The following is a 24085-nucleotide window of genomic DNA, read 5'->3' as shown; positions in this document are numbered from 1 at the left end:
GTTTTTCTATACTCTTAATAATGCTTTCTGCACTGTGCTATGTACAACATATTATTTTCAACTCTGTACACAAGTCTTTGCTCTTGTGTTATTCTCCTTGACCACCAACCAGACAAGTCATTTTTCAAGGCTTCTGGCTTTCCTATACCATCGAATGGCGAACGTTGACAATCTTTGATAAGTTCATTCACCTTTTTCAAGATTTTCTTGTCTTGTTTTTGCCAATACAAATAGTCTTCCCAACCATTCGCTAGAAATACTATTTTCACGCCTCTAACAATTCTTTTTCTTGGCCCCCACCTTTATTATACTCATCGATACTCTCCTTAAGTCTTTGTGCATTTTTAGGACTACTCAGTAGGTGAAGAGTTTCCTGCATCCCCTCGTATTCATCTTTTGAAAGCACAACTACATCCTCTCCGTTAGACCTTGTAACAAAGACTGGAGACTTGGAGTCAAAAACCTTGTCAAGAAAGGCTTTAAGGTTTTGTCTGAAATTAGAATATGTTGTTATTTCCATACAGTAAATATACGAACTATTGTACAACAAGTTGTACATTTTAGATGAGAAATCATTCGTTTTGTTAGACTCTTAGTTGATCCATAATTTCCAAACATCAATCCATGTCAAGATCAGACCAAGTATTGACATGCCGAAACTCAGAAAAAGTAGAGTTCTTCCTTCCTTTCTCAATAAGGCAACAATTGAAATTCCCATGGAAACAACTCCATAATAGAATCTGCTCACTTCTACCTTTGTTTTTTGGGGATCGTACCATTGATCAAAACCTGACCGTGCAGCTCTTAAAGAGTCCATATAGTATGGCATATTGTAATTGTACTGTTGATCGAAAGCGAATAGCAAATCTTTGTCTTTCATTTGAATATGCGGACTGAGTATTCTGCCTGGTATTCAATACATTCAAACTTTATCCGTTCTAACAAATGGGTCGCATACTCATTTTATCTGAACGTTATAGGTCATTATAAAAACACTAAACTCAATGAAAGATTTTATTACAATCTCATTTTTAATAATCTCATGTTTTACAAGTTGTGAGCAAAAAACATCTTCAACTCAAAATGATGAAACAGGTTCAATCAATGCAGTGGTAAACATGGAAAATATGAAAATGATAAATGACAAATTTGTTGGTTCCTGGGAATTAAAGGAATGGACTGCAAAGTTAACCGATGAAAGCATAATATTTCCATTTGGTGAAGATGCAATAGGACGAATAACTTACGACAGCAATGGAAACATGGCAGTTCAGATAATGAAAAATAATAGAAAGCAATTTCTTTCTGAGGATCCCCTTCAGGCTCAACCGGATGAAGTGGTTGTTGCCTATAATGGATTCATTGCTTATTGTGGAAATTATGAAGTGAATCTTAATTCTAATCAAGTGGTTCATCAAATAAAAATAAGTTCTTTCCCGAATTGGATTGGTCAAAATCAAATTAGAAATTTTGAATTTAATGAAGATGAATTGACCTTAAGCACTGATCAAATTGGTTCCAGTAGGCATAAATTGGTATGGAGAAAAATTGACAATTAATTAACAACCTATAACATTGTATATGAATCCATAGGCCCGTAAGTCCAACGCTCAACCAAGCTACGGCTCATAGGCTCATCGTTCCTCAAAGACGCCCCTATTTCTTCAATTTGTAAAGGTCTCTAAAACGGAGGTTTAAATGCTTTAAAATCAATTATTAGTCCTTTTTTATGAGCACTATTGCTTAATTGATTATAATTGAGGCATTTTAGTAAACATGAAGAAACGAATAGTACTTATTGATGATGATAAAAGCACCAATTACCTCAATAAGTTCACCATCGAGCGGGCTAACATTGTCAATGAGGTAATCATTTTTGATTCTCCATTGGCTGCACTTGATTATTTCGGGGCTCGTTCTGATGAAGATAAAGGATCCTTGATTTTGTTGGATATCAATATGCCGGTAATGGACGGGTGGGCTTTTTTAAAGCATTACATAACAATAAATAAAAACTCAAAAGCTGATTTTATTGTTATGTTAACATCGTCTATAGATCCCAGAGACCAAGAACTGGCAAAGGAAAATGAATTCGTTTCTGATATTAAGTTCAAACCACTCTCTCTCAAGACGATCAATGAGATAGTTAAGACATATTTAAAATAATTAAACCTTCTAATTCCATTAATTTTAGCATTCAATTTTCAATTAAAAATACACTGTAAATTCGTTTGATATCATCAAACCGTGATCAGGTTGAAATATTGAAATTTATACGCTAACAGGTGTTTTTTGAGAAAATCAAATATTTTTCGGCGAGCACATTGAGGGATTGAACTAAGAATATTTACCTACCATCGAATGATGCATTCTTTATACAAAGAATCTTCTCATCTTTAGCTATTAGATTAAGCAGAACATTACATTTTTTTTCAACCTATGGTATGCTGAAAAGCAAACTTTTGTTTTTTCTTGGTATATGCTTTTGCATGACCCTCAATGCCACAGAAGTACCTACCTGTGGGGGAGGGGTTGCTGATAGTGATGCTGAAACCGATGGGATTGAAATCGCCAATGGTGTTTGCGCTGAACTATTTGAAGATCTGGGAGCTGTTGGCGGAGGAATTCTAATCAACGATGGTGCAACGCTCACTATCTATGGCGACATCACAAGCTTTTCAGATAAAATCAATATAAAATCGGGAGGTACACTCATCCTTTATGGAAACATCAACTCCATTTCCAATGGAATACTTGTAGATGGTGGTACACTTGAAATTTATAGTAACGTAACGGTTGATGGCGGTTTCGAAATAAAGGCGTCTTCAGCAATGATATTAAATGGAGCTTACCTAACCGTATCTTCAGGTAGTGGTAAATTGAATGCTGGTTCTTCAACCCTTGAACTCTATAACGGAAGCACCATTGAAATTGTAGACGGAGCGTCAAAAATTGATAATAATGCCAATGGAACAATAAGTTCAGACAATTCGGGAAACTCAATAGAAGCCCAAACTTGGGATGGCAATCAAGGCGATTTTAGCTGTGCATCCGGAAGCTGTTCTGATTCCGCGTCAAGCGCACAGGTCATCATCACTGAAACAGGAGGAAATACAGTTACCACCGAGAGTGGAACGTCCGATTCTTTTACGGTCGAGTTGGGAACACCGATTACCTTAGGAACTGTTAGAGTAGATCTTAGTTCTGGTAACACAGGTGAGGGAACGGTTTCTCCCAGCTTTGTGGAATTTTATATTGGCAACATGGGGGCCAAAACAATCACAGTAACTCCCGTTGATGATGGAGTCGATGATGGACCACAATTTTATACGATCACCACAACCACTTCTACGCCTGTTGCAAGTACGCCTGACTACAATGGAGTGCCAACTCCGGATGTAGGTGTTATAAATCAAAACGATGGAGAGTTCCCGAGAATTGATCTCACAGCTACGACCTTAACAACATCAGAAATTGGATCAGCACAAACATTCGATGTGGTCATTGGTTCACAACCAGCATCGGGTAAGGTGGTTCAGCTGGATGTTACTTCCGGTGATGTGACTGAAGGTACGGTGAGTCCGGCTTCATTGACCTTTGATGAATTTAACTGGGGTACTCCTCAGACAGTAACCGTTACCCCGGTGGATGATACGCCTGTAGATGGAGACATAGATTACAACGTAACCCTTGCAGTAAATACAGGAGTGGGGAATGCAGATGGAGATTACAATTCCGTGCCTGATGCAATCGTTACGGTCACTAATCAAGACGATGAAGTGGCAGGTTTTACATTGAATACCTCAGCAACTGGCAGCACAACAGAAGGTGGTGGTACTACCACATTTACGGTAGTATTGGATGATGAGCCATTGTCCAATGTGGTACTGAGAATCACAAGCCTGGACGCAACCGAGGGTCAGGTTACCCCTTCAGATCCACTTGATATCACGTTTACTTCAGCTGATTGGTTTACTGCTCAAACCGTGACTGTAGAAGGACTGGATGATGCCTTAAATGATGGTGCTATAGCTTATGATGTGCGTGTACGAGTAAGAGACGCTTCCAGCGACGACTTCTTTGATCCGCTGGCTGATCAAACAGTTTCCATTTCCAATATTGATGATGAACAAGCACTTTATGGCATCATTGATGGGAATAATAACATTTATGAGGTGGGAATAAATTCAGGTTTGGTAACAGACTTAGGAGCCACTGTTTCCGGCTCAGGTCCCAGCGCTTTGGCGTATAATAACCAAGACAACCTCCTCTATTATACCCAAAAGACTGGTCAAAGAGAACTTCATTCGTTCGATCCTTCTGATGGAACAAATGCTTCTATAGGAAATACCAGTCATGCCAGTGAAATAGTAGGCTTAGCCTTTGATCAGGACAACAACCTCTTTGGCCTAGATATTAATGAGAACCTCCTTCGGATCAATCCGACAACCGGCGCAGTTACGGAAACTACTGCTCTCACTATGCAGGGTACCGGAGCTGAAAATGCAGGCGATTTGGTAAGCAGTCCAAGTGGCGATATGCTCATCATGACTTCTGAAAAGATGTATAAAATCAGCAAGACAGATCTGGATGATGGCGCTCCTTATACGTTGACGGAAATCACTTCCAAAGGACAATCTGTCATTCTGGGTGGGACTTTACTCACCGAACCAAATACTGGCGCTTTCACCATTTTCCAGGTTTCAGATACCCAAAGTAAACTATTCTATTTTTTATATGAAGGGAAAGATTTAAAAGAGCAAAAAGATCACAATACGGAATTTTCAGGAGCAATTCCTGCTTTATTGTCTGACTTGGCATCTGCACCACGTTTTGGAGGTAAGATTAGTGGCTCTGTGTATGAAGACACTGATATCAATAGCATGAAGGATGGTGGAGAAACCTCACCCTCAAGCTATTCAGGTAGCCTTTTCTTAAAGTACATCGTTTCCGGGGAAGCCACTGCAAGAGATGCAATTGAGATCGACCCTGCTGTGGACGGGAGCTTTGAATTAGATATGGGGCTTTTAGCGGGGACATATGATATAATCATTGATGATAACAAAACACTAACGGATATCACTCCCCTTGTCCCCACAGATGGGTATAACATTTCTGAATCTGTAGACCTCAAAGAAACCATCAATCTACCGGCAAATCAGTATGGAAATGTAGTGGTACAAAATTTCGGCTTATACAGGGATGCAAACATCAGTGTGACGCCAACATCTGGTTTGGTCGTTAACGAAACCGGTACTACGGCCACCTTTGATGTGGTGTTATTGCAAGCACCAGCTGCATCTACCACTGTAACGATACCTATATCCAGTGACGATGCTACCGAAGGAAGTGTTTCTCCTACATCATTGATCTTCGATGATACTGATTGGGGCACACCACAAACGGTAACCATAACAGGGCTGGACGATGCGTTATCAGATGGGGATATTGCCTTCAACATCGTGACAGATCCTGCCACATCGCTTGATGATGTCTACAATGGATTGGATGCTCCAGATGTAGCAGTAACGAATGAGGATGATGAACCTGTTCCGGGCTTTACAATAACAGAAACAGCTTCTTCTACAAACACCTCTGAGGGAGCAACAAATGATACATTTAATGTGGTCTTGGACTCACAGCCTATTAGTGACGTTGTTATACTAGTATCATCAGGAGACTTGGGAGAGGGTTCTGTTGACAAGGCTTCACTAACCTTTTCTAATGCAAACTGGGACACCCCACAGACGGTGACGGTGACAGGGGTGGATGATGATATTATAGACGGAGACATCACTTACAATGTGACACTGAGTGTCGACGATGCGAGCAGTGACAATGACTTTGATCCGCTGGCTGACCAGACGGTCTCGGTGACGAACACCGATGACGATGTAGCCGGCTTCACGATCACCGAAACGGCAGCAAGCACCGGTACCGACGAGAGCGCCACCACTGACACCTTCGATGTGGAATTGGATGCCGAACCCGGCAGCAATGTGGTTATTACCGTCACCAGTGGTGACACAGGCGAAGGCACGGTAGACAAGGCAACTTTGACATTTACCCCGGCAAACTGGGACACCCCACAGACGGTGACGGTGACAGGGGTGGATGATGATATTATAGACGGAGACATCACTTACAATGTGACACTGAGTGTCGACGATGCGAGCAGTGACAATGACTTTGATCCGCTGGCTGACCAGACGGTCTCGGTGACGAACACCGATGACGATGTAGCCGGCTTCACGATCACCGAAACGGCAGCAAGCACCGGTACCGACGAGAGCGCCACCACTGACACCTTCGATGTGGAATTGGATGCCGAACCCGGCAGCAATGTGGTTATTACCGTCACCAGTGGTGACACAGGCGAAGGCACGGTAGACAAGGCAACTTTGACATTTACCCCGGCAAACTGGGACACCCCACAGACGGTGACGGTGACAGGGGTGGATGATGATATTATAGACGGAGACATCACTTACAATGTGACACTGAGTGTCGACGATGCGAGCAGTGACAATGACTTTGATCCGCTGGCTGACCAGACGGTCTCGGTGACGAACACCGATGACGATGTAGCCGGCTTCACGATCACCGAAACGGCAGCAAGCACCGGTACCGACGAGAGCGCCACCACTGACACCTTCGATGTGGAATTGGATGCCGAACCCGGCAGCAATGTGGTTATTACCGTCACCAGTGGTGACACAGGCGAAGGCACGGTAGACAAGGCAACTTTGACATTTACCCCGGCAAACTGGGACACCCCACAGACGGTGACGGTGACAGGGGTGGATGATGATATTATAGACGGAGACATCACTTACAATGTGACACTGAGTGTCGACGATGCGAGCAGTGACAATGACTTTGATCCGCTGGCTGACCAGACGGTCTCGGTGACGAACACCGATGACGATGTAGCCGGCTTCACGATCACCGAAACGGCAGCAAGCACCGGTACCGACGAGAGCGCCACCACTGACACCTTCGATGTGGAATTGGATGCCGAACCCGGCAGCAATGTGGTTATTACCGTCACCAGTGGTGACACTGGCGAAGGCACGGTAGACAAGGCAACTTTGACATTTACCCCGGCAAACTGGGACACCCCACAGACGGTGACGGTGACAGGGGTGGATGATGATATTATAGACGGAGACATCACTTACAATGTGACACTGAGTGTCGACGATGCGAGCAGTGACAATGACTTTGATCCGCTGGCTGACCAGACGGTCTCGGTGACGAACACCGATGACGATGTAGCCGGCTTCACGATCACCGAAACGGCAGCAAGCACCGGTACCGACGAGAGCGCCACCACTGACACCTTCGATGTGGAATTGGATGCCGAACCCGGCAGCAATGTGGTTATTACCGTCACCAGTGGTGACACAGGCGAAGGCACGGTAGACAAGGCAACTTTGACATTTACCCCGGCAAACTGGGACACCCCACAGACGGTGACGGTGACAGGGGTGGATGATGATATTATAGACGGAGACATCACTTACAATGTGACACTGAGTGTCGACGATGCGAGCAGTGACAATGACTTTGATCCGCTGGCTGACCAGACGGTCTCGGTGACGAACACCGATGACGATGTAGCCGGCTTCACGATCACCGAAACGGCAGCAAGCACCGGTACCGACGAGAGCGCCACCACTGACACCTTCGATGTGGAATTGGATGCCGAACCCGGCAGCAATGTGGTTATTACCGTCACCAGTGGTGACACAGGCGAAGGCACGGTAGACAAGGCAACTTTGACATTTACCCCGGCAAACTGGGACACCCCACAGACGGTGACGGTGACAGGGGTGGATGATGATATTATAGACGGAGACATCACTTACAATGTGACACTGAGTGTCGACGATGCGAGCAGTGACAATGACTTTGATCCGCTGGCTGACCAGACGGTCTCGGTGACGAACACCGATGACGATGTAGCCGGCTTCACGATCACCGAAACGGCAGCAAGCACCGGTACCGACGAGAGCGCCACCACTGACACCTTCGATGTGGAATTGGATGCCGAACCCGGCAGCAATGTGGTTATTACCGTCACCAGTGGTGACACAGGCGAAGGCACGGTAGACAAGGCAACTTTGACATTTACCCCGGCAAACTGGGACACCCCACAGACGGTGACGGTGACAGGGGTGGATGATGATATTATAGACGGAGACATCACTTACAATGTGACACTGAGTGTCGACGATGCGAGCAGTGACAATGACTTTGATCCGCTGGCTGACCAGACGGTCTCGGTGACGAACACCGATGACGATGTAGCCGGCTTCACGATCACCGAAACAGCTGCAAGCACCGGTACCGACGAAAGCGCGACCACCGACACCTTTGATGTGGAGCTGGATGCCGAGCCCGGCAGCAATGTGGTACTTACCGTCACCAGTAGCGACACAGGTGAAGGCACGGTAGACTTAGCTTCTTTGACCTTTACCCCGGCAAACTGGGACACCCCACAGACGGTGACGGTGACAGGCGTTGATGACGATATTATTGATGGCGACATCACTTACAATGTGACGCTGAGTGTCGACGATGCGAGCAGTGACAATGACTTTGATCCGCTGGCTGACCAGACGGTCTCAGTGACGAACACCGATGACGATGTAGCCGGCTTCACGATCACCGAAACAGCTGCAAGCACCGGTACCGACGAAAGCGCGACCACCGACACCTTTGATGTGGAACTGGATGCTGAACCCGGCAGCAATGTGGTACTTACCGTCACCAGTAGCGACACAGGTGAAGGCACGGTAGACTTAGCTTCTTTGACCTTTACCCCGGCAAACTGGGACACCCCACAGACGGTGACGGTGACAGGCGTTGATGACGATATTATTGATGGCGACATCACTTACAATGTGACGCTGAGTGTCGACGATGCGAGCAGTGACAATGACTTTGATCCGCTGGCTGACCAGACGGTCTCAGTGACGAACACCGATGACGATGTAGCCGGCTTCACGATCACCGAAACAGCTGCAAGCACCGGTACCGACGAAAGCGCGACCACCGACACCTTCGATGTGGAGCTGGATGCCGAGCCCGGCAGCAATGTGGTACTTACCGTCACCAGTAGCGACACAGGTGAAGGCACGGTAGACTTAGCTTCTTTGACCTTTACCCCGGCAAACTGGGACACCCCACAGACGGTGACGGTGACAGGCGTTGATGACGATATTATTGATGGCGACATCACTTACAATGTGACGCTGAGTGTCGACGATGCGAGCAGTGACAATGACTTTGATCCGCTGGCTGACCAGACGGTCTCAGTGACGAACACCGATGACGATGTAGCCGGCTTCACGATCACCGAAACAGCTGCAAGCACCGGTACCGACGAAAGCGCGACCACCGACACCTTCGATGTGGAGCTGGATGCAGAACCCGGCAGCAATGTGGTTATTACCGTCACCAGTGGCGACACAGGAGAAGGCACGGTAGACTTAGCTTCTTTAACCTTTACCCCGGCAAACTGGGACACCCCACAGACGGTGACGGTAACGGGCGTAGATGATGATATTATAGATGGCGACATCACTTACAATGTGACACTGAGTGTCGACGATGCGAGCAGTGACAATGACTTTGATCCGCTGGCTGACCAGACGGTCTCTGTGACGAACACCGATGACGATGTAGCCGGCTTTACGATTACCGAAACAGCTGCAAGCACCGGTACGGACGAAAGCGCGACCACCGACACCTTTGATGTGGAACTGGATGCTGAACCCGGCAGCAATGTGGTTATTACTGTCACCAGTGGCGACACAGGAGAAGGCACGGTCGACCTGGCTTCTTTGACCTTTACCCCGGCAAACTGGGACACCCCACAGACGGTGACGGTGACAGGGGTGGATGATGACATTATAGATGGCGACATCACTTACAATGTGACGCTGAGTGTCGACGATGCGAGCAGTGACAATGACTTTGATCCGCTGGCTGACCAGACGGTCTCAGTGACGAACACCGATGACGATGTAGCCGGCTTCACGATCACCGAAACAGCTGCAAGCACCGGTACCGACGAAAGCGCGACCACCGACACCTTTGATGTGGAGCTGGATGCCGAGCCCGGCAGCAATGTGGTTATTACCGTCACCAGTAGCGACACAGGTGAAGGCACGGTAGACTTAGCTTCTTTAACCTTTACCCCGGCAAACTGGGACACCCCACAGACGGTGACGGTAACGGGCGTAGATGATGATATTATAGATGGCGACATCACTTACAATGTGACACTGAGTGTCGACGATGCGAGCAGTGACAATGACTTTGATCCGCTGGCTGACCAGACGGTCTCTGTGACGAACACCGATGACGATGTAGCCGGCTTTACGATTACCGAAACAGCTGCAAGCACCGGTACGGACGAAAGCGCGACCACCGACACCTTTGATGTGGAACTGGATGCTGAACCCGGCAGCAATGTGGTTATTACTGTCACCAGTGGCGACACAGGAGAAGGCACGGTCGACCTGGCTTCTTTGACCTTTACCCCGGCAAACTGGGACACCCCACAGACGGTGACGGTGACAGGGGTGGATGATGATATTATAGACGGAGACATCACTTACAATGTGACACTGAGTGTCGACGATGCGAGCAGTGACAATGACTTTGATCCGCTGGCTGACCAGACGGTCTCAGTGACGAACACCGATGACGATGTAGCCGGCTTCACGATCACCGAAACAGCTGCAAGCACCGGTACCGACGAGAGCGCCACCACTGACACCTTCGATGTGGAATTGGATGCCGAACCCGGCAGCAATGTGGTTATTACCGTCACCAGTGGTGACACAGGCGAAGGCACGGTAGACAAGGCAACTTTGACATTTACCCCGGCAAACTGGGACACCCCACAGACGGTGACGGTGACAGGGGTGGATGATGATATTATAGACGGAGACATCACTTACAATGTGACACTGAGTGTCGACGATGCGAGCAGTGACAATGACTTTGATCCGCTGGCTGACCAGACGGTCTCAGTGACGAACACCGATGACGATGTAGCCGGCTTTACGATTACCGAGACAGCTGCCAGCACCGGTACCGACGAGAGCGCGACCACCGACACCTTCGATGTGGAGCTGGATGCCGAGCCCGGCAGCAATGTGGTTATTACCGTCACCAGTGGCGACACAGGTGAAGGCACGGTAGACTTAGCTTCTTTGACCTTTACCCCGGCAAACTGGGACACCCCACAGACGGTGACGGTGACGGGCGTTGATGATGACATTATAGACGGAGACATCACTTACAATGTGACGCTAAGTGTCGACGATGCAAGCAGTGACAATGACTTTGATCCGCTGGCTGACCAGACGGTCTCAGTGACGAACACCGATGACGATGTAGCCGGCTTCACGATCACCGAAACAGCTGCAAGCACCGGTACCGACGAAAGCGCGACCACCGACACCTTTGATGTGGAACTGGATGCTGAACCCGGCAGCAATGTGGTTATTACTGTCACCAGTGGCGACACAGGAGAAGGCACGGTCGACCTGGCTTCTTTGACCTTTACCCCGGCAAACTGGGACACCCCACAGACGGTGACGGTGACAGGCGTTGATGACGATATTATTGATGGCGACATCACTTACAATGTGACGCTGAGTGTCGACGATGCGAGCAGTGACAATGACTTTGATCCGCTGGCTGACCAGACGGTCTCAGTGACGAACACCGATGACGATGTAGCCGGCTTCACGATCACCGAAACAGCTGCAAGCACCGGTACCGACGAAAGCGCGACCACCGACACCTTTGATGTGGAACTGGATGCTGAACCCGGCAGCAATGTGGTACTTACCGTCACCAGTGGCGACACAGGTGAAGGCACGGTAGACTTAGCTTCTTTGACCTTTACCCCGGCAAACTGGGACACCCCACAGACGGTGACCGTGACGGGCGTTGATGATGACATTATAGACGGAGACATCACTTACAATGTGACGCTAAGTGTCGACGATGCAAGCAGTGACAATGACTTTGATCCGCTGGCTGACCAGACGGTCTCAGTGACGAACACCGATGACGATGTAGCCGGCTTCACGATCACCGAAACAGCTGCCAGCACCGAAACGGACGAGAGCGCGACCACCGACACCTTCGATGTGGAACTGGATGCCGAGCCGGGCAGCAATGTGGTACTTACCGTCACCAGTAGCGACACAGGTGAAGGCACGGTAGACTTAGCTTCTTTGACCTTTACCCCGGCAAACTGGGACACCCCACAGACGGTGACGGTGACAGGCGTTGATGACGATATTATTGATGGCGACATCACTTACAATGTGACGCTGAGTGTCGACGATGCGAGCAGTGACAATGACTTTGATCCGCTGGCTGACCAGACGGTCTCAGTGACGAACACCGATGACGATGTAGCCGGCTTCACGATCACCGAAACAGCTGCAAGCACCGGTACCGACGAAAGCGCGACCACCGACACCTTCGATGTGGAGCTGGATGCAGAACCCGGCAGCAATGTGGTTATTACCGTCACCAGTGGCGACACAGGAGAAGGCACGGTAGACTTAGCTTCTTTAACCTTTACCCCGGCAAACTGGGACACCCCACAGACGGTGACGGTAACGGGCGTAGATGATGATATTATAGATGGCGACATCACTTACAATGTGACACTGAGTGTCGACGATGCGAGCAGTGACAATGACTTTGATCCGCTGGCTGACCAGACGGTCTCTGTGACGAACACCGATGACGATGTAGCCGGCTTTACGATTACCGAAACAGCTGCCAGCACCGGTACGGACGAAAGCGCGACCACCGACACCTTTGATGTGGAACTGGATGCTGAACCCGGCAGCAATGTGGTTATTACTGTCACCAGTGGCGATACAGGTGAAGGCACGGTCGACCTGGCTTCTTTGACCTTTACCCCGGCAAACTGGGACACCCCACAGACGGTGACGGTGACAGGGGTGGATGATGACATTATAGATGGCGACATCACTTACAATGTGACGCTGAGTGTCGACGATGCGAGCAGTGACAATGACTTTGATCCGCTCGCTGACCAGACGGTCTCAGTGACGAACACCGATGACGATGTAGCCGGCTTTACTTTAAGTAAAACGACTTCAGCAGTTGCTGAAGGTAATAATGATACATTCACAATCGTATTGGATGCTCAGCCATCAAGTGATGTAGTAATTGATCTGAGTAGTGATGACACGGGTGCTGCAACGGTAAGTCCGGGTAGCCTGACATTCACTTCTGCAAATTGGAATAGTGCTCAAACTGTAACGATCATGAGTCTTCATGATGATGATTTGCTTGATGAAACACCAGTGATCACAGTCAGTGTGAATGCATCGAGTGATGGTGTCTTTACCGGTCTTGCTAACCAGAACGTAACTGTTACGGTTACCGATGATGATATTGCAAGCATTTCTATCAGCGCTATCAGTGGCAACACCAGGGAAGATGGCACCACGGCTACCTTCACGATCGTCCTGGATTCAGAACCAACCGCAGATGTCACCATCGGTTTAAGTTCAGATAACACAGCGGAAGGAACCGTGAGTCCTTCGAGCGTAACATTTACAACTGCCAACTGGAATATCGCACAAACGGTAACCGTGACAGGGGTAGATGACGCCATTGATGACGGGGATGTGGTTTATACCATTGTGACTGCTGCAGCTACTTCATCGGATACGAACTACAATGGGCTTGATCCGGCAGATGTGACAGTAACGAATGAAGACAATGACGGAGTAGGTATCAGTGTCAGCGCTATCAGTGGCAACACCACGGAAGATGGCACCACGGCTACCTTCACGATCGTCCTGGATTCAGAACCAACCGCAGATGTCACCATCGGTTTAAGTTCAGACAATACAACTGAAGGAACTGTAAGTCCTTCAAGCGTAACATTTACGACGGCCAACTGGAATGTTGCACAAACGGTAAACGTGACAGGGGTGGATGATAATGATGTTGATGGAGATGTTACATACACGATTATCACTTCTGCAGCAGCCTCTTCGGACGCAAATTACAATGGCCTTGATCCAACGAACGTTGTTGTCATTAATGAGGATAACGATAGCATTGATGGGACTCCTGTTATATCAGGGCAGGTAAGCATTAATTCAATAGATGAAGATACAGACTTTACCATCTCTCTCACAGATCTGATGGTAACAGACTCAGATAATGATTATCCGACAGATCATACATTGATCTTGTTGTCTGGTAGCGCTTACGCAATTAGTGGCTCCATTATTATTCCTCAGGTAGATTACAACGGGGCATTAAAAGTAAATCTCAAAGTAAGCGATGGTGTCAATGAATCCAATGTATACGAATATGAAGTGGATATTAGGCCGGTCAATGATAAACCGATTTTAGTAGCGGATGCGCTCACTGTTCAATTCGGAAATACATTGGAAGGAAATCTTTTAACCAATGATAGTGATGTAGAAAATGATGATTTAGTGTTAACAGATATTAGCCCACTTCCAGATGGCATGATCTTCAATACAGATGGAAGTTTTATTTATAATGGCGATACCGAAATTGGCACCATTGCAATGGATTATGTGGTTTGTGATAATGGTGATCCTTCTGAATGTGCGCAATCTACTTTCACCCTAATAATTGAAGGTGGAGATTTTGATGGTGATGGAATCCCGGATTCGTACGAAATACAATTTGAAGATGTTGATGATGATGGACTACCAACATACAACGATTTAGATTCTGACGCTGACGGAATTGATGATGCTATAGAAGCAGGTTTTGATTCTAAAAATCCTGTGGATACCGATCAGGATGGAATGCCGGATTTTGTTGATTTAGATAGTGACAGTGATGGAAAATTGGATAGTGAAGAAGGTACAGGAGATTGTGATAAAGACAATATCCTAAATTATATTGACAGTGATGATCTTTGTAGAATGAAAATAGCCGATGCATTTTCACCGAATGGAGATGGAAAAAACGATGAATGGATCATTCAGGGAATTGAAAACTATCCCGAAAATAAAGTAACAATCTTCAATCGATGGGGGAATAAAATATTTGAAATTGACGGCTATGATAATAACAGCAGAGTTTGGCGAGGTGAGATTAACACGAATAGTGGATCAGATAAAAATGCTTCATACTCAACCTACTATTTTATTATTGATCTAAAGGACGGCTCTAAACCAATAGCTGGCAACATATTACTCAGTCGATAATGGCTAAAATAATGAGGTTAACCTGAATTGAGTATTTATCATGTTACCTAAAAGCCATTAAATAATCACTAATTATTTTTTGAATCGGATACCAGCAGAATACAGCATTGCAAGGTATAATTGTGGAGTATCTTATGATTTGGTCTGTTCATCCGCTATGTCTGTCTTTTGATAGAAAACATCCAATTAGGGTGATTGTTTGTGTGTTAATTTGTATAAGATGACTGAGAAAAACAATTACCAATGACCTAAAGGATATTGGACTGATATCAATTTAAATCTCAACATTTTTATTTCATCAATGATAAGGAAATGCACCTAAATAAGGGGAGTTGTATAATGTGTTGATAATGTCTCGCAAATTTCTAATCGCTATATTGATATTCTTTGTAGCTGGACATTTAAATGGTCAGCAGCAATTTGTGATGACACAATACATGTTTAATGGCTTGGTACTAAACCCTGCATATGCTGGGACACATGAATCCTGGAGCTTGACAGCCATGTCACGGCACCAGTGGAGTGGGATACCTGGTGCACCTTCTACTCAAACATTCACAGCTCATGGAGCAATTACTGGCAACAACGAGTCTTCCGCTGGTATGATTTTGTCCAATGACCAATTTGGAGCCATTTCATTAAACAATTTATTTGGTGTTTATGCCTACAGAATGAATTTCGATAGAGGCAGGCATCATCTTTCAATGGGATTGCAAGGAGGAATATCACTATTTAATGTAGATCTTTCAAGAGATGATTTGATAGATCCTGATGATCCGGTGCTTAACAATGATTTTAATTCTTTTATGGCCAACTTCGGCACTGGCATATTCTACAATGGGCCAAAGATCTATGCAGGCCTTTCAGTCCCTTTTATATTGAATAACAGACTAAATCAGAGTGAACAAGATTTAAGCAGACAAGTGAGGCACTATTACCTTACAGGAGGCGGTATTTTTCCAATCAGTCATGATGTAAAATACAAGCCAAGTTTCCTAATACGATACACCGATGGTATTTCTGATATAGACATTACTACGAGCTTTCTTTTCAGAGATATAATATGGTTTGGAGTGACATATCGGGTTAAGAATTCAATAGATTTTATATTCGAAATACAGTTTACAGACAATTTGCGATTCGGGTATTCTTATGGGTTGGTGACTTCTGAATTGGGTCAGTCCACTTCCGGATCTCATGAAATTGTGTTAAACTATCGAATGGGTAGAAGACACCCACGTGTAAATCATCCAAGGAGATTTAGATGAAGTTCTTTCAATACATATTGATCATGCTCTCATTTTGCCCGTTGATTCAAGGCCAGTCAATCAAGATATTGAATAATCTGGATCCATTGGAGGAACGCGGCGATCGCTCATATACAAATGGTAGTTTCGAAGAAGCAGCTGTTTTTTATGAAAGAGCGTTTAAAAAGGATACAACTAACTCAGCGCTTGCATTAAAAATAGCCGAGAGCTATCATCACATTGATCAGTTCAAAACTGCAGAAAACTGGTTTCGGACTGGTCTGAGGAATAATGAGAATCTCACTACCCAAAACATGCTGGATTTTGCCCAGGTACTCATGGCAAATCAGAAGTATGAAGAAGCGGAAGTTTGGTTAAAAAAGTATAAGTCGGTTGAAGGATCCCATCTCATAGCCGCAAAGAAACTTTCTTCGATCGCAAACCTTCATAAACATTATAAAGATTCTGCGTCTGTAGAAATAACACCCTTAAGTATAAATACAGAATATGCCGAGTTCAGTCCCGCCTACTATGGGTTTGGAATCGTTTTTCTATCTGATCATCACAGCAATGACATTACCAATGTTATGGGGTGGAGTGCAGAGGAGTACACGACTGTTTTCTATACCGAAGAGCTAGAAAGTGGTCGAATGCAAGCACCATCTATTTTTCACAGTGCATTAGATGCCGAATATCACGAAGGACCTTTGGTTTTTTATAATGACAACAAAATCATTTTTACGAGAGCAGGAATTCCCAATAAAAATTCAGCAGAGAGTCATCTGGAGCTCTATTATGCAGAATATGATTCAAAAAAAGATGATTGGATTAATATAAGACCCCTTCCATTCAACGATCCAAACTATTCTGTTGGTCAGCCAGCTATTTCTAAAGACGGTAAAACGCTCGTTTTCTCATCCAATATGCCTATTGGTTATGGAGGTACAGATCTTTATCTATCAAGACTTCAGGATGGTGAATGGAGCGAACCTGAAAATCTTGGAGAGTTCATAAATTCATCTGGAGATGATATGTTTCCTTACTTCATCAATAATGATGAATTAGTTTTCGCTTCCGATGGGCATGGAGGGCTTGGAGATCTGGACTTATTCAGAGCACCTATCAATGCAGTAACTCATGATCAGATCGAAAATTTGGGGTATCCTTTCAATTCATCTTATGCAGATTTTGGTTTCATAGCAGATTCAGTTGGCCGTACAGGCTACTTTACATCTAATCGTAAGAACGGTGGATTTGATGATGACATCTATCGGTTTACGGCCAAATGGTCGCGTGTACAATGCCGAGTGATTACCTCTGCTGGTGAAATCATAAGAAATGCTAAGGTTAAATTCATTGTGAGTGAAGTTGTGCGAGATATTCGCTTTACTGATGAAGCAGGAATGGTGGATTTTTTGGCGCTACCTGGTGAAGAAATTAAGCTGGAGGTCAACAAGGAAGGTTATGTTTTACAAAGTGATGTAATTCCTTCGAACGAATTGTTCGCCGGTATGGCGCTGACTTCAACCATCATACTAGAAAAAGAGCCAATTACCAGACCGGAAAGATTGGACCCGGATGTGGAGTTGCAGGAGTTATATAACAGAAGAAAAGCGATGGTACAAGTGAATGGGCGGGTATATGAATACAGGGAGATTGGAAATAGCCGATTCATCGTAAATGCCGACGAGAAAATTCTTCTATCTAATTCACCTCCAGACGATGGACAGACAGTAGAGGAGCGTGCCAAACAGGCTGTAGAAGAGAAGGGGCTGGATATGCAGGAAATGTACTCGCTTAAGAATATATATTTTGAGCTTGACAGCAACGAACTGACAGAACAAGGCAAGGAGGAATTGGATAAAGTGGTGAAGATTATGACGGTAGATCAGAAGATTGCGTTTTCAATCAATTCATATGCGGATAGTAGGGGAAGTATGAAATACAATGATGAGCTGGCGTTTACGCGATCTCAAAAGATTGCGAGATATCTCATTGAAAATGATATTCCCGGTAGTAGATTGATATTGGATAGCTATGGCGAACAGGGTATCTTGAATCATTGCGATGATACTACTGAATGCGATGAAAGGTTTCATGCCATCAATCGTAGGTCTGAGCTGGAATTAGTAATGCGAAAACTTTACACAAATGATGAACAGCCGAATTAAGATAGCCCTAATTTGTGGTGCCTTGTGGTCACATACTTTCGGACAGGAAGTAGGGTGTGAGGATGCAAAATCCAGATTTTTGGATTTTAGTGGTGATTGTATCAGCAAAATCGCATCAAATAATTGTGTGAACCTTGATATTACGGACTCATACGATTTTGAAGGAAAAGAATTTGTTTTCAAATGGGATATGGGTGATGGCACAATCCTCGAAGGACTTAATATCAACCATTGTTACAGCAATCCGGGTCTTTATATCGCCAGGCTCAGCCTGGAAGACCCAATAACCAAAGCAGTTATTCAGGAAGAGGCTGAAATTGATGTGGTCATCAAAGGCTCTTTTGAGTTGACGATGGGTCCATTAGAGGATGTACGAACAGATATTGAAGAAAGTGCGTCGTTTACTTTGGATTATCCGGATTCAGCCTATCAAATCAAATACACCAATTGGGATTTTGGGGATGGAAACTTCTCATGTGATGAAAATCCGAGCTATAGCTATTCGAAAACAGGCACATATTATCGGTCATTGTTGGTTAGACTAGAATCATCAATTGATCAAGTCATATTATGTGCAAGCGACAGTGTTACGGTTAAATTGGCTGACCCTACAGCCGGAATGCTTACCGATGCGATTGCTCAAATAGAGATCGAATCACGTTTTTTAGAGGATAAGCCCGCCTACTTTCTCATGAAGAAAACGGGCGATACATACAAAGAAGTGGAAGGGCAGGATGAGCTAACCGGAAATACGACATATAGGATCATCACTTACCGAGGCAATCTTATTTATGATTCAAAGGATGTCACGGTACCCGATGGCGCAGACCTTAAAGCTGTCCAGACGATTATAAGTGAAAAAACAATGCAGCAAGCTGAGGGAAGTCCTTCCAAACTGCAAGCGATGTTCTTTGAATTGGATCAAAACGAACTATCTCGAAAAATTAAAAAGACATTAGATGATAATGTTGAATTACTCCAAAGCCTGCCTATGATGGACGTTGAGATAGGCGTTTATACCACATCAGGAGGCTCTTATAATAAAGGAGTTGCACTTTCAATCAAGCGAGCAGAATTAATCAAGCAATACATGGTTGATGAAGGTATAGCTTCAGAGAGAATAAAAGTGAGTAGTCCAAAAACTTCCAGGTCACTAATTAATAGCTGTCTGACAGGTTCTGATTGTGATTATGTAGACGAATCCCTTAATCGAAGGGCAGATTTCAAATTAAAAATGAGGAAGTAATATGAAAGCGATAAAAACATACCTCATCATTTTTTCCATATTTACTGCTTTCCATTCGCAGGCACAGCGCATCCCAAATGAAATAGAAAACATTGATTATCTGGTGACCTTTGGAGGGGATGCCCCTTTATCCTGGGGAGATGATGATCACGTTCAGATCTTCTTCTTTTTGATTCCAAACGAATTTACAGAACCTATATACCTGAGGGTTTTTGATCCGGATATTGGCGGTGAGATAGATGAAATCAAAGGAGATTGGAATTCAACACACCGTATTTCCATATTCGGTGGTAATGGAGCTCACACTAACAATGATGCGCGCAAAGTGGAGCCTGTGGGTGAATTCAAAAGCGGGAACCTACTTGCTTCCAAGGTTTTCAGAAATAACCCGGAATTTGACGGACAGTGGTTTACATTCGGTCCTTTCAATCCAATTGAAGGGGAGCAAGACCAGGATTTGCCGAATGGAAGAATTTTTAAAGTGATTATGGAGGGCTTGCAAGGAGATGATGGAAATCTGTACCAATACTTTTTGAGCGCTGACCCTGATGTCAATGAAGAGGTTGAGGGCTCCAATGCATTTACTTATGAATATTCATTTAGATTGCCAGTAGCAAGTGGTGAAATCAGCCACATTTATCCATTCATTGATAAAAATGTAGTATCAATCACTCAGCACAACTTTGACTTTGATTATGACGGTGAAATAGTCATTTATTCAACCGCAAAAAATCGACATAAAGTGAAAAAATCTGCAGATTTGAAATGGGCCAGTTCAATGCATGAGATCACTCCCGAGGAGCAAAATTCCACCATCGAATTGCAGATAATTAAACAAGGTAAACCTAATAATAACATGGTTTTCTACCTGCGAAACCAATATGAAGAAGTTGTTCCATTCTTCAGTATTCCAATTGGAGGACCGCCAAGGTATAAGTATGTAGTGAACCTAAAATATTATCAGAAAGATGAAAATTAGAGCATTAGGCATAGCACTATTTTCGTTCTTTCTGACAGGAGCAGCTCCTCAGAAATATGACATTCGCCATTTTAATCCTGAAACGGGTTTAAATGGTACATATGTGTACACTACTATTCAGGGTCCTAAGGGTTATAAATGGGTCGGGACCGATTATGGGCTTACACGTTTTGATGGATTGAAGTTCGAATTGATGGATGCCAATGACTCCACCAAGAAAAATTTCACTACCTCATCTTTTGCTGATGAGAATGATCAAATCTATTTTGGATATTTCAATGGGAAAATCAAGCGTTTTAATGGAGTAGATTTTGAGATTATCTATGACGCAATGTATGAGCAAAGCCCTGTGACTGATATTGTTAAAAGTCGAGACAATCTTATTGCTGTTACTCAAAATAAGGGGTTGATTCGGTTATTGAAGGATACCGTTGAATTCCTTGTACCTAATGAATTAAAATACAAGAAAACCAATTTTGCAAGGGTATATAAGGACTTAATCCTGGTTGGTACTAATGAAGGCCTCCTCGCTTTTAGGTTTAATGCTGATAATAAATTGGTATATGCTGGTAGTGTAGAAGATCTTAATTTCATAGCCACTCAAACCATCGAGCCAAATAAGGCTGCTGATAACTCATTTTGGATCGGCACTGATTATGGGATCTATCATTTGGATCTATTTGTAGAAGGAGGTGGAATTTCTGGTGAGATAGAGAAGGTTGGTTTCCTGGAAAAGGAATCGATTAGCGCAATGAAAGAAACTAGTAATCTGGATTTGTGGGTGGGAACAAAGTACAACGGACTGGTTAAAATAGATTTTAATAGAGACAATGCTAAATCAATTCAGTTTACCTATCTCAATAAGAAGCACGGTTTTCCAGGGGATTTAATCAGCACCATGAACATGGATGAGGATGAAAGTATTTGGGTTGGGACAATCGGGGACGGACTTGTTCAAGTAGCAAAAAAAGGTCTGTTATTCTACAATTTTGAAGAGTTCAGAGCCAGGTCAATCAATAGCATCAGTGGTAATTCACAGCATGAATTTTACTTTGCAACAGATGTTGGAGTAATTAGGGGGTATTATTCCGGGGTTGTAGACAGTCTTAATTTTGAATTAATCACACATGAAACAAGTGAAGGAAATAACATTACGGCAATTTATGTAGATGATAATGATCGGATCTATTACTGCGTAGAGGATTTAGGAATCTACACTGCTGATCCGGAATGGAAGAACATTCAAAAAGTTGATTTCGATTATGGAGGAGGTAAGCTCCTGGCTCGTCAGATCATTAAAGATCCAAAAGGCAATCTGTGGTTGTCGCTGACTCAAAAAGGAGTATTTGTTTTGGATACCCTTGGTAATTTAATAAAGACTTATTCCACCCGTTCTGGATTTTATCACAATGAAATCTATCACATCCACTTCGACAAAGAAGATAATATATGGTTTGCCTCTCATGGGGCAGGACTGGCAGTAGAGCGGTCTGATGGAGAAATTATCTATCTGACCAAAGACGGTGCATTTCCATCACACGACGTTAATGATATTTCAGAGGATGAATATGGAAATATATGGATAGGGACTCATGGGGATGGCGTTTATGAATATAATGGTGAGGAATTCATTCGGTTTTCAACCAAAGAGGGGTTGTTGAATGATTTTTGTTCAGCGGTTATCAGCGATAAGAGTAACCATGTTTGGGCTACACATAGAACAGGATTAAGCAGGGTAGATGAGTTTACGGAAGCAGTCTCCACCATTCAAAAAAAGGATGGATTAGTTGTAGCAGAATTTATACACAATTCGATTTTTACTGATCAGGATCACAATATATGGATAGGCAATAGAAATGGGGTAACTTTTTTAAGCACGCCTGAAGAAATGTTTGAGTCAAAAATGATTGATCCGATTATTTCAGATATCAAAGTAGATTATAAAACCATTGATCTGTATCGATATTCTTCAGATTCGATCAGTGGCAGTCGTGTACCAAACAATCTTGAATTTCCTCATAATTATAACAACCTGACTTTTGAATTTATAGCAATTAATTTACGAAATCCGGAGGCCAACTTATATCAGTATCAGCTAATTGGTCACTATGACGAGTGGTCACCAGCCATGTCCAATACTGAGGTTCCTTTCAATAATTTAAGTCCCGGGGAATATACCTTCAATGTGAGGCAATCAGATAACCCCAATCACTGGGGAGATAATATTAGTAGCATCACTTTTGAGATAAGACCACCGTGGTGGAATACATGGTGGGCCATTTTGTTATTTGTTTTAGCCGGTGCGAGTCTTATCTATGGATTTATAAAATGGCGAACCGATAGATTAAATAAGAGACTAAAGGAAAAGCAACGCTTGATTTCAATTGCTGAAAGTCAAAACAAAAGATTAAAAGAATTTTCTTTTATCACCTCTCACCATACCCGATCCTCCGCTTCAAACATTATGGGCTTAATAACGGCCATTGAATTGGAACCTGACAATAAAGACTTCATACAGATGTTGCGCAAGTCTTCAGATCGGCTAAACGGCACTATTCGAAATATCAATGATCTATTAAACTTCGAAAATGATCGCGAACGATTGACTAGTGAAGCATGCAATGTTTCAACATCCATTGAACGAGTACTTTCCGAACATAGAGAGCTCATAGCAAAACAAAAAGCAGAGGTACAATTAGAAGTTCCAAATGATTTATATGTAGATGCTGTTCCAACTTATTTAGATAGTGCGCTCGGCAATCTTGTCTCCAATGCTCTTTTGTATGGAATTACAAATGAACAAAATAAGATACAGATTGATGTCAAAGAGATGGACGATGAAATCATGATAAGTGTAGAAGATTACGGAATAGGAATTAATCTCAATAAATTTCAAGATAAAGTCTTTACGTTAGGCGCTCGTTTTCATACTTCCATTGAGCAAGGAGATGGAATAGGTATGTTTTTATCCAAAAATCAGGTGGAAAGTATGGGCGGTAAAATCGCCATTGAAAGTAAAGTAGGTGAGGGAACTAGGGTGATAATATACCTAAAGAATGTTGGTGTTAATGAAATGGTCACCTAATAGCCCAGCAACTATCTTTCAATTTCGACTGGAATGGACTGAAATTATGTCCGAAATGTGAGATTGCAAATTCACTTCC

The 24085-nt window shown here is 44.1% G+C and carries 11 protein-coding genes; 8 read left to right on the top strand and 3 right to left on the bottom strand.

From position 1 onward, the window contains the following. Positions 1-14: 14 nt before the first annotated feature. From ACOMC3_RS10225 to ACOMC3_RS10215, 3 genes are all read right to left on the bottom strand, one after another. On the bottom strand, positions 15-269 hold the full coding sequence (locus tag ACOMC3_RS10225; RefSeq protein WP_420315787.1) for a Txe/YoeB family addiction module toxin: 255 nt from the start codon (positions 267-269) through the stop codon (positions 15-17). Beyond that, entirely contained in the window at positions 266-520 is a 255-nt protein-coding gene (locus ACOMC3_RS10220; RefSeq protein ID WP_420315786.1) for a type II toxin-antitoxin system Phd/YefM family antitoxin, read from the bottom strand. The genes ACOMC3_RS10225 and ACOMC3_RS10220 overlap by 4 nt, the downstream gene beginning before the upstream one ends. 72 nt (positions 521-592) lie before the next feature. Then, entirely contained in the window at positions 593-880 is a 288-nt protein-coding gene (locus ACOMC3_RS10215; RefSeq protein ID WP_420315785.1) for a hypothetical protein, read from the bottom strand. 124 nt (positions 881-1004) lie between these two features. Here ACOMC3_RS10215 and ACOMC3_RS10210 point away from each other — a divergent pair, with 124 nt between their 5' ends. The 8 genes from ACOMC3_RS10210 to ACOMC3_RS10175 all read left to right on the top strand — a co-directional run bounded on the left by ACOMC3_RS10210 (position 1005) and on the right by ACOMC3_RS10175 (position 24006). After that, on the top strand, positions 1005-1559 hold the full coding sequence (locus ACOMC3_RS10210) for a lipocalin-like domain-containing protein (RefSeq protein WP_420315784.1): 555 nt from the start codon (positions 1005-1007) through the stop codon (positions 1557-1559). A 217-nt stretch (positions 1560-1776) separates the two neighbouring features. Then, positions 1777-2166 carry a response regulator gene (locus ACOMC3_RS10205; protein ID WP_420315783.1) on the top strand — a complete coding sequence of 130 codons (390 nt, stop codon included), beginning with the start codon at positions 1777-1779 and terminating at the stop codon, positions 2164-2166. A 278-nt stretch (positions 2167-2444) separates the two neighbouring features. After that, entirely contained in the window at positions 2445-15278 is a 12834-nt protein-coding gene (locus ACOMC3_RS10200; RefSeq protein WP_420315782.1) for a gliding motility-associated C-terminal domain-containing protein, read from the top strand. 350 nt (positions 15279-15628) lie between these two features. Further along, positions 15629-16546, top strand: a complete 918-nt coding sequence (locus tag ACOMC3_RS10195; RefSeq protein ID WP_420315781.1) for a type IX secretion system membrane protein PorP/SprF — start codon at positions 15629-15631, stop codon at positions 16544-16546. Next, positions 16543-18696: an OmpA family protein gene (locus ACOMC3_RS10190; protein ID WP_420315780.1), complete on the top strand. Its 2154-nt coding sequence runs from the start codon at positions 16543-16545 to the stop codon at positions 18694-18696. Before ACOMC3_RS10195 ends, ACOMC3_RS10190 begins: the two co-directional genes overlap by 4 nt. Further along, positions 18677-19942 carry a PKD domain-containing protein gene (locus tag ACOMC3_RS10185; protein WP_420315779.1) on the top strand — a complete coding sequence of 422 codons (1266 nt, stop codon included), beginning with the start codon at positions 18677-18679 and terminating at the stop codon, positions 19940-19942. The genes ACOMC3_RS10190 and ACOMC3_RS10185 overlap by 20 nt, the downstream gene beginning before the upstream one ends. Before the next feature lies 1 nt (position 19943). Further along, positions 19944-20921 carry a hypothetical protein gene (locus ACOMC3_RS10180; RefSeq protein ID WP_420315778.1) on the top strand — a complete coding sequence of 326 codons (978 nt, stop codon included), beginning with the start codon at positions 19944-19946 and terminating at the stop codon, positions 20919-20921. Next, the gene (locus ACOMC3_RS10175; RefSeq protein WP_420315777.1) at positions 20911-24006 is read left to right on the top strand and encodes a ligand-binding sensor domain-containing protein; all 3096 of its coding nucleotides are present in this window, start codon (positions 20911-20913) and stop codon (positions 24004-24006) included. Before ACOMC3_RS10180 ends, ACOMC3_RS10175 begins: the two co-directional genes overlap by 11 nt. Positions 24007-24085: the final 79 nt, after the last annotated feature.

Origin of the sequence: Ekhidna sp., assembly GCF_965212185.1 — a bacterium.
Classification (GTDB): domain Bacteria; phylum Bacteroidota; class Bacteroidia; order Cytophagales; family Cyclobacteriaceae; genus Ekhidna.
The sequence above is the reverse complement of the archived record's forward strand: the minus strand, read 5'-3'. Positions and strand labels throughout refer to the sequence as shown.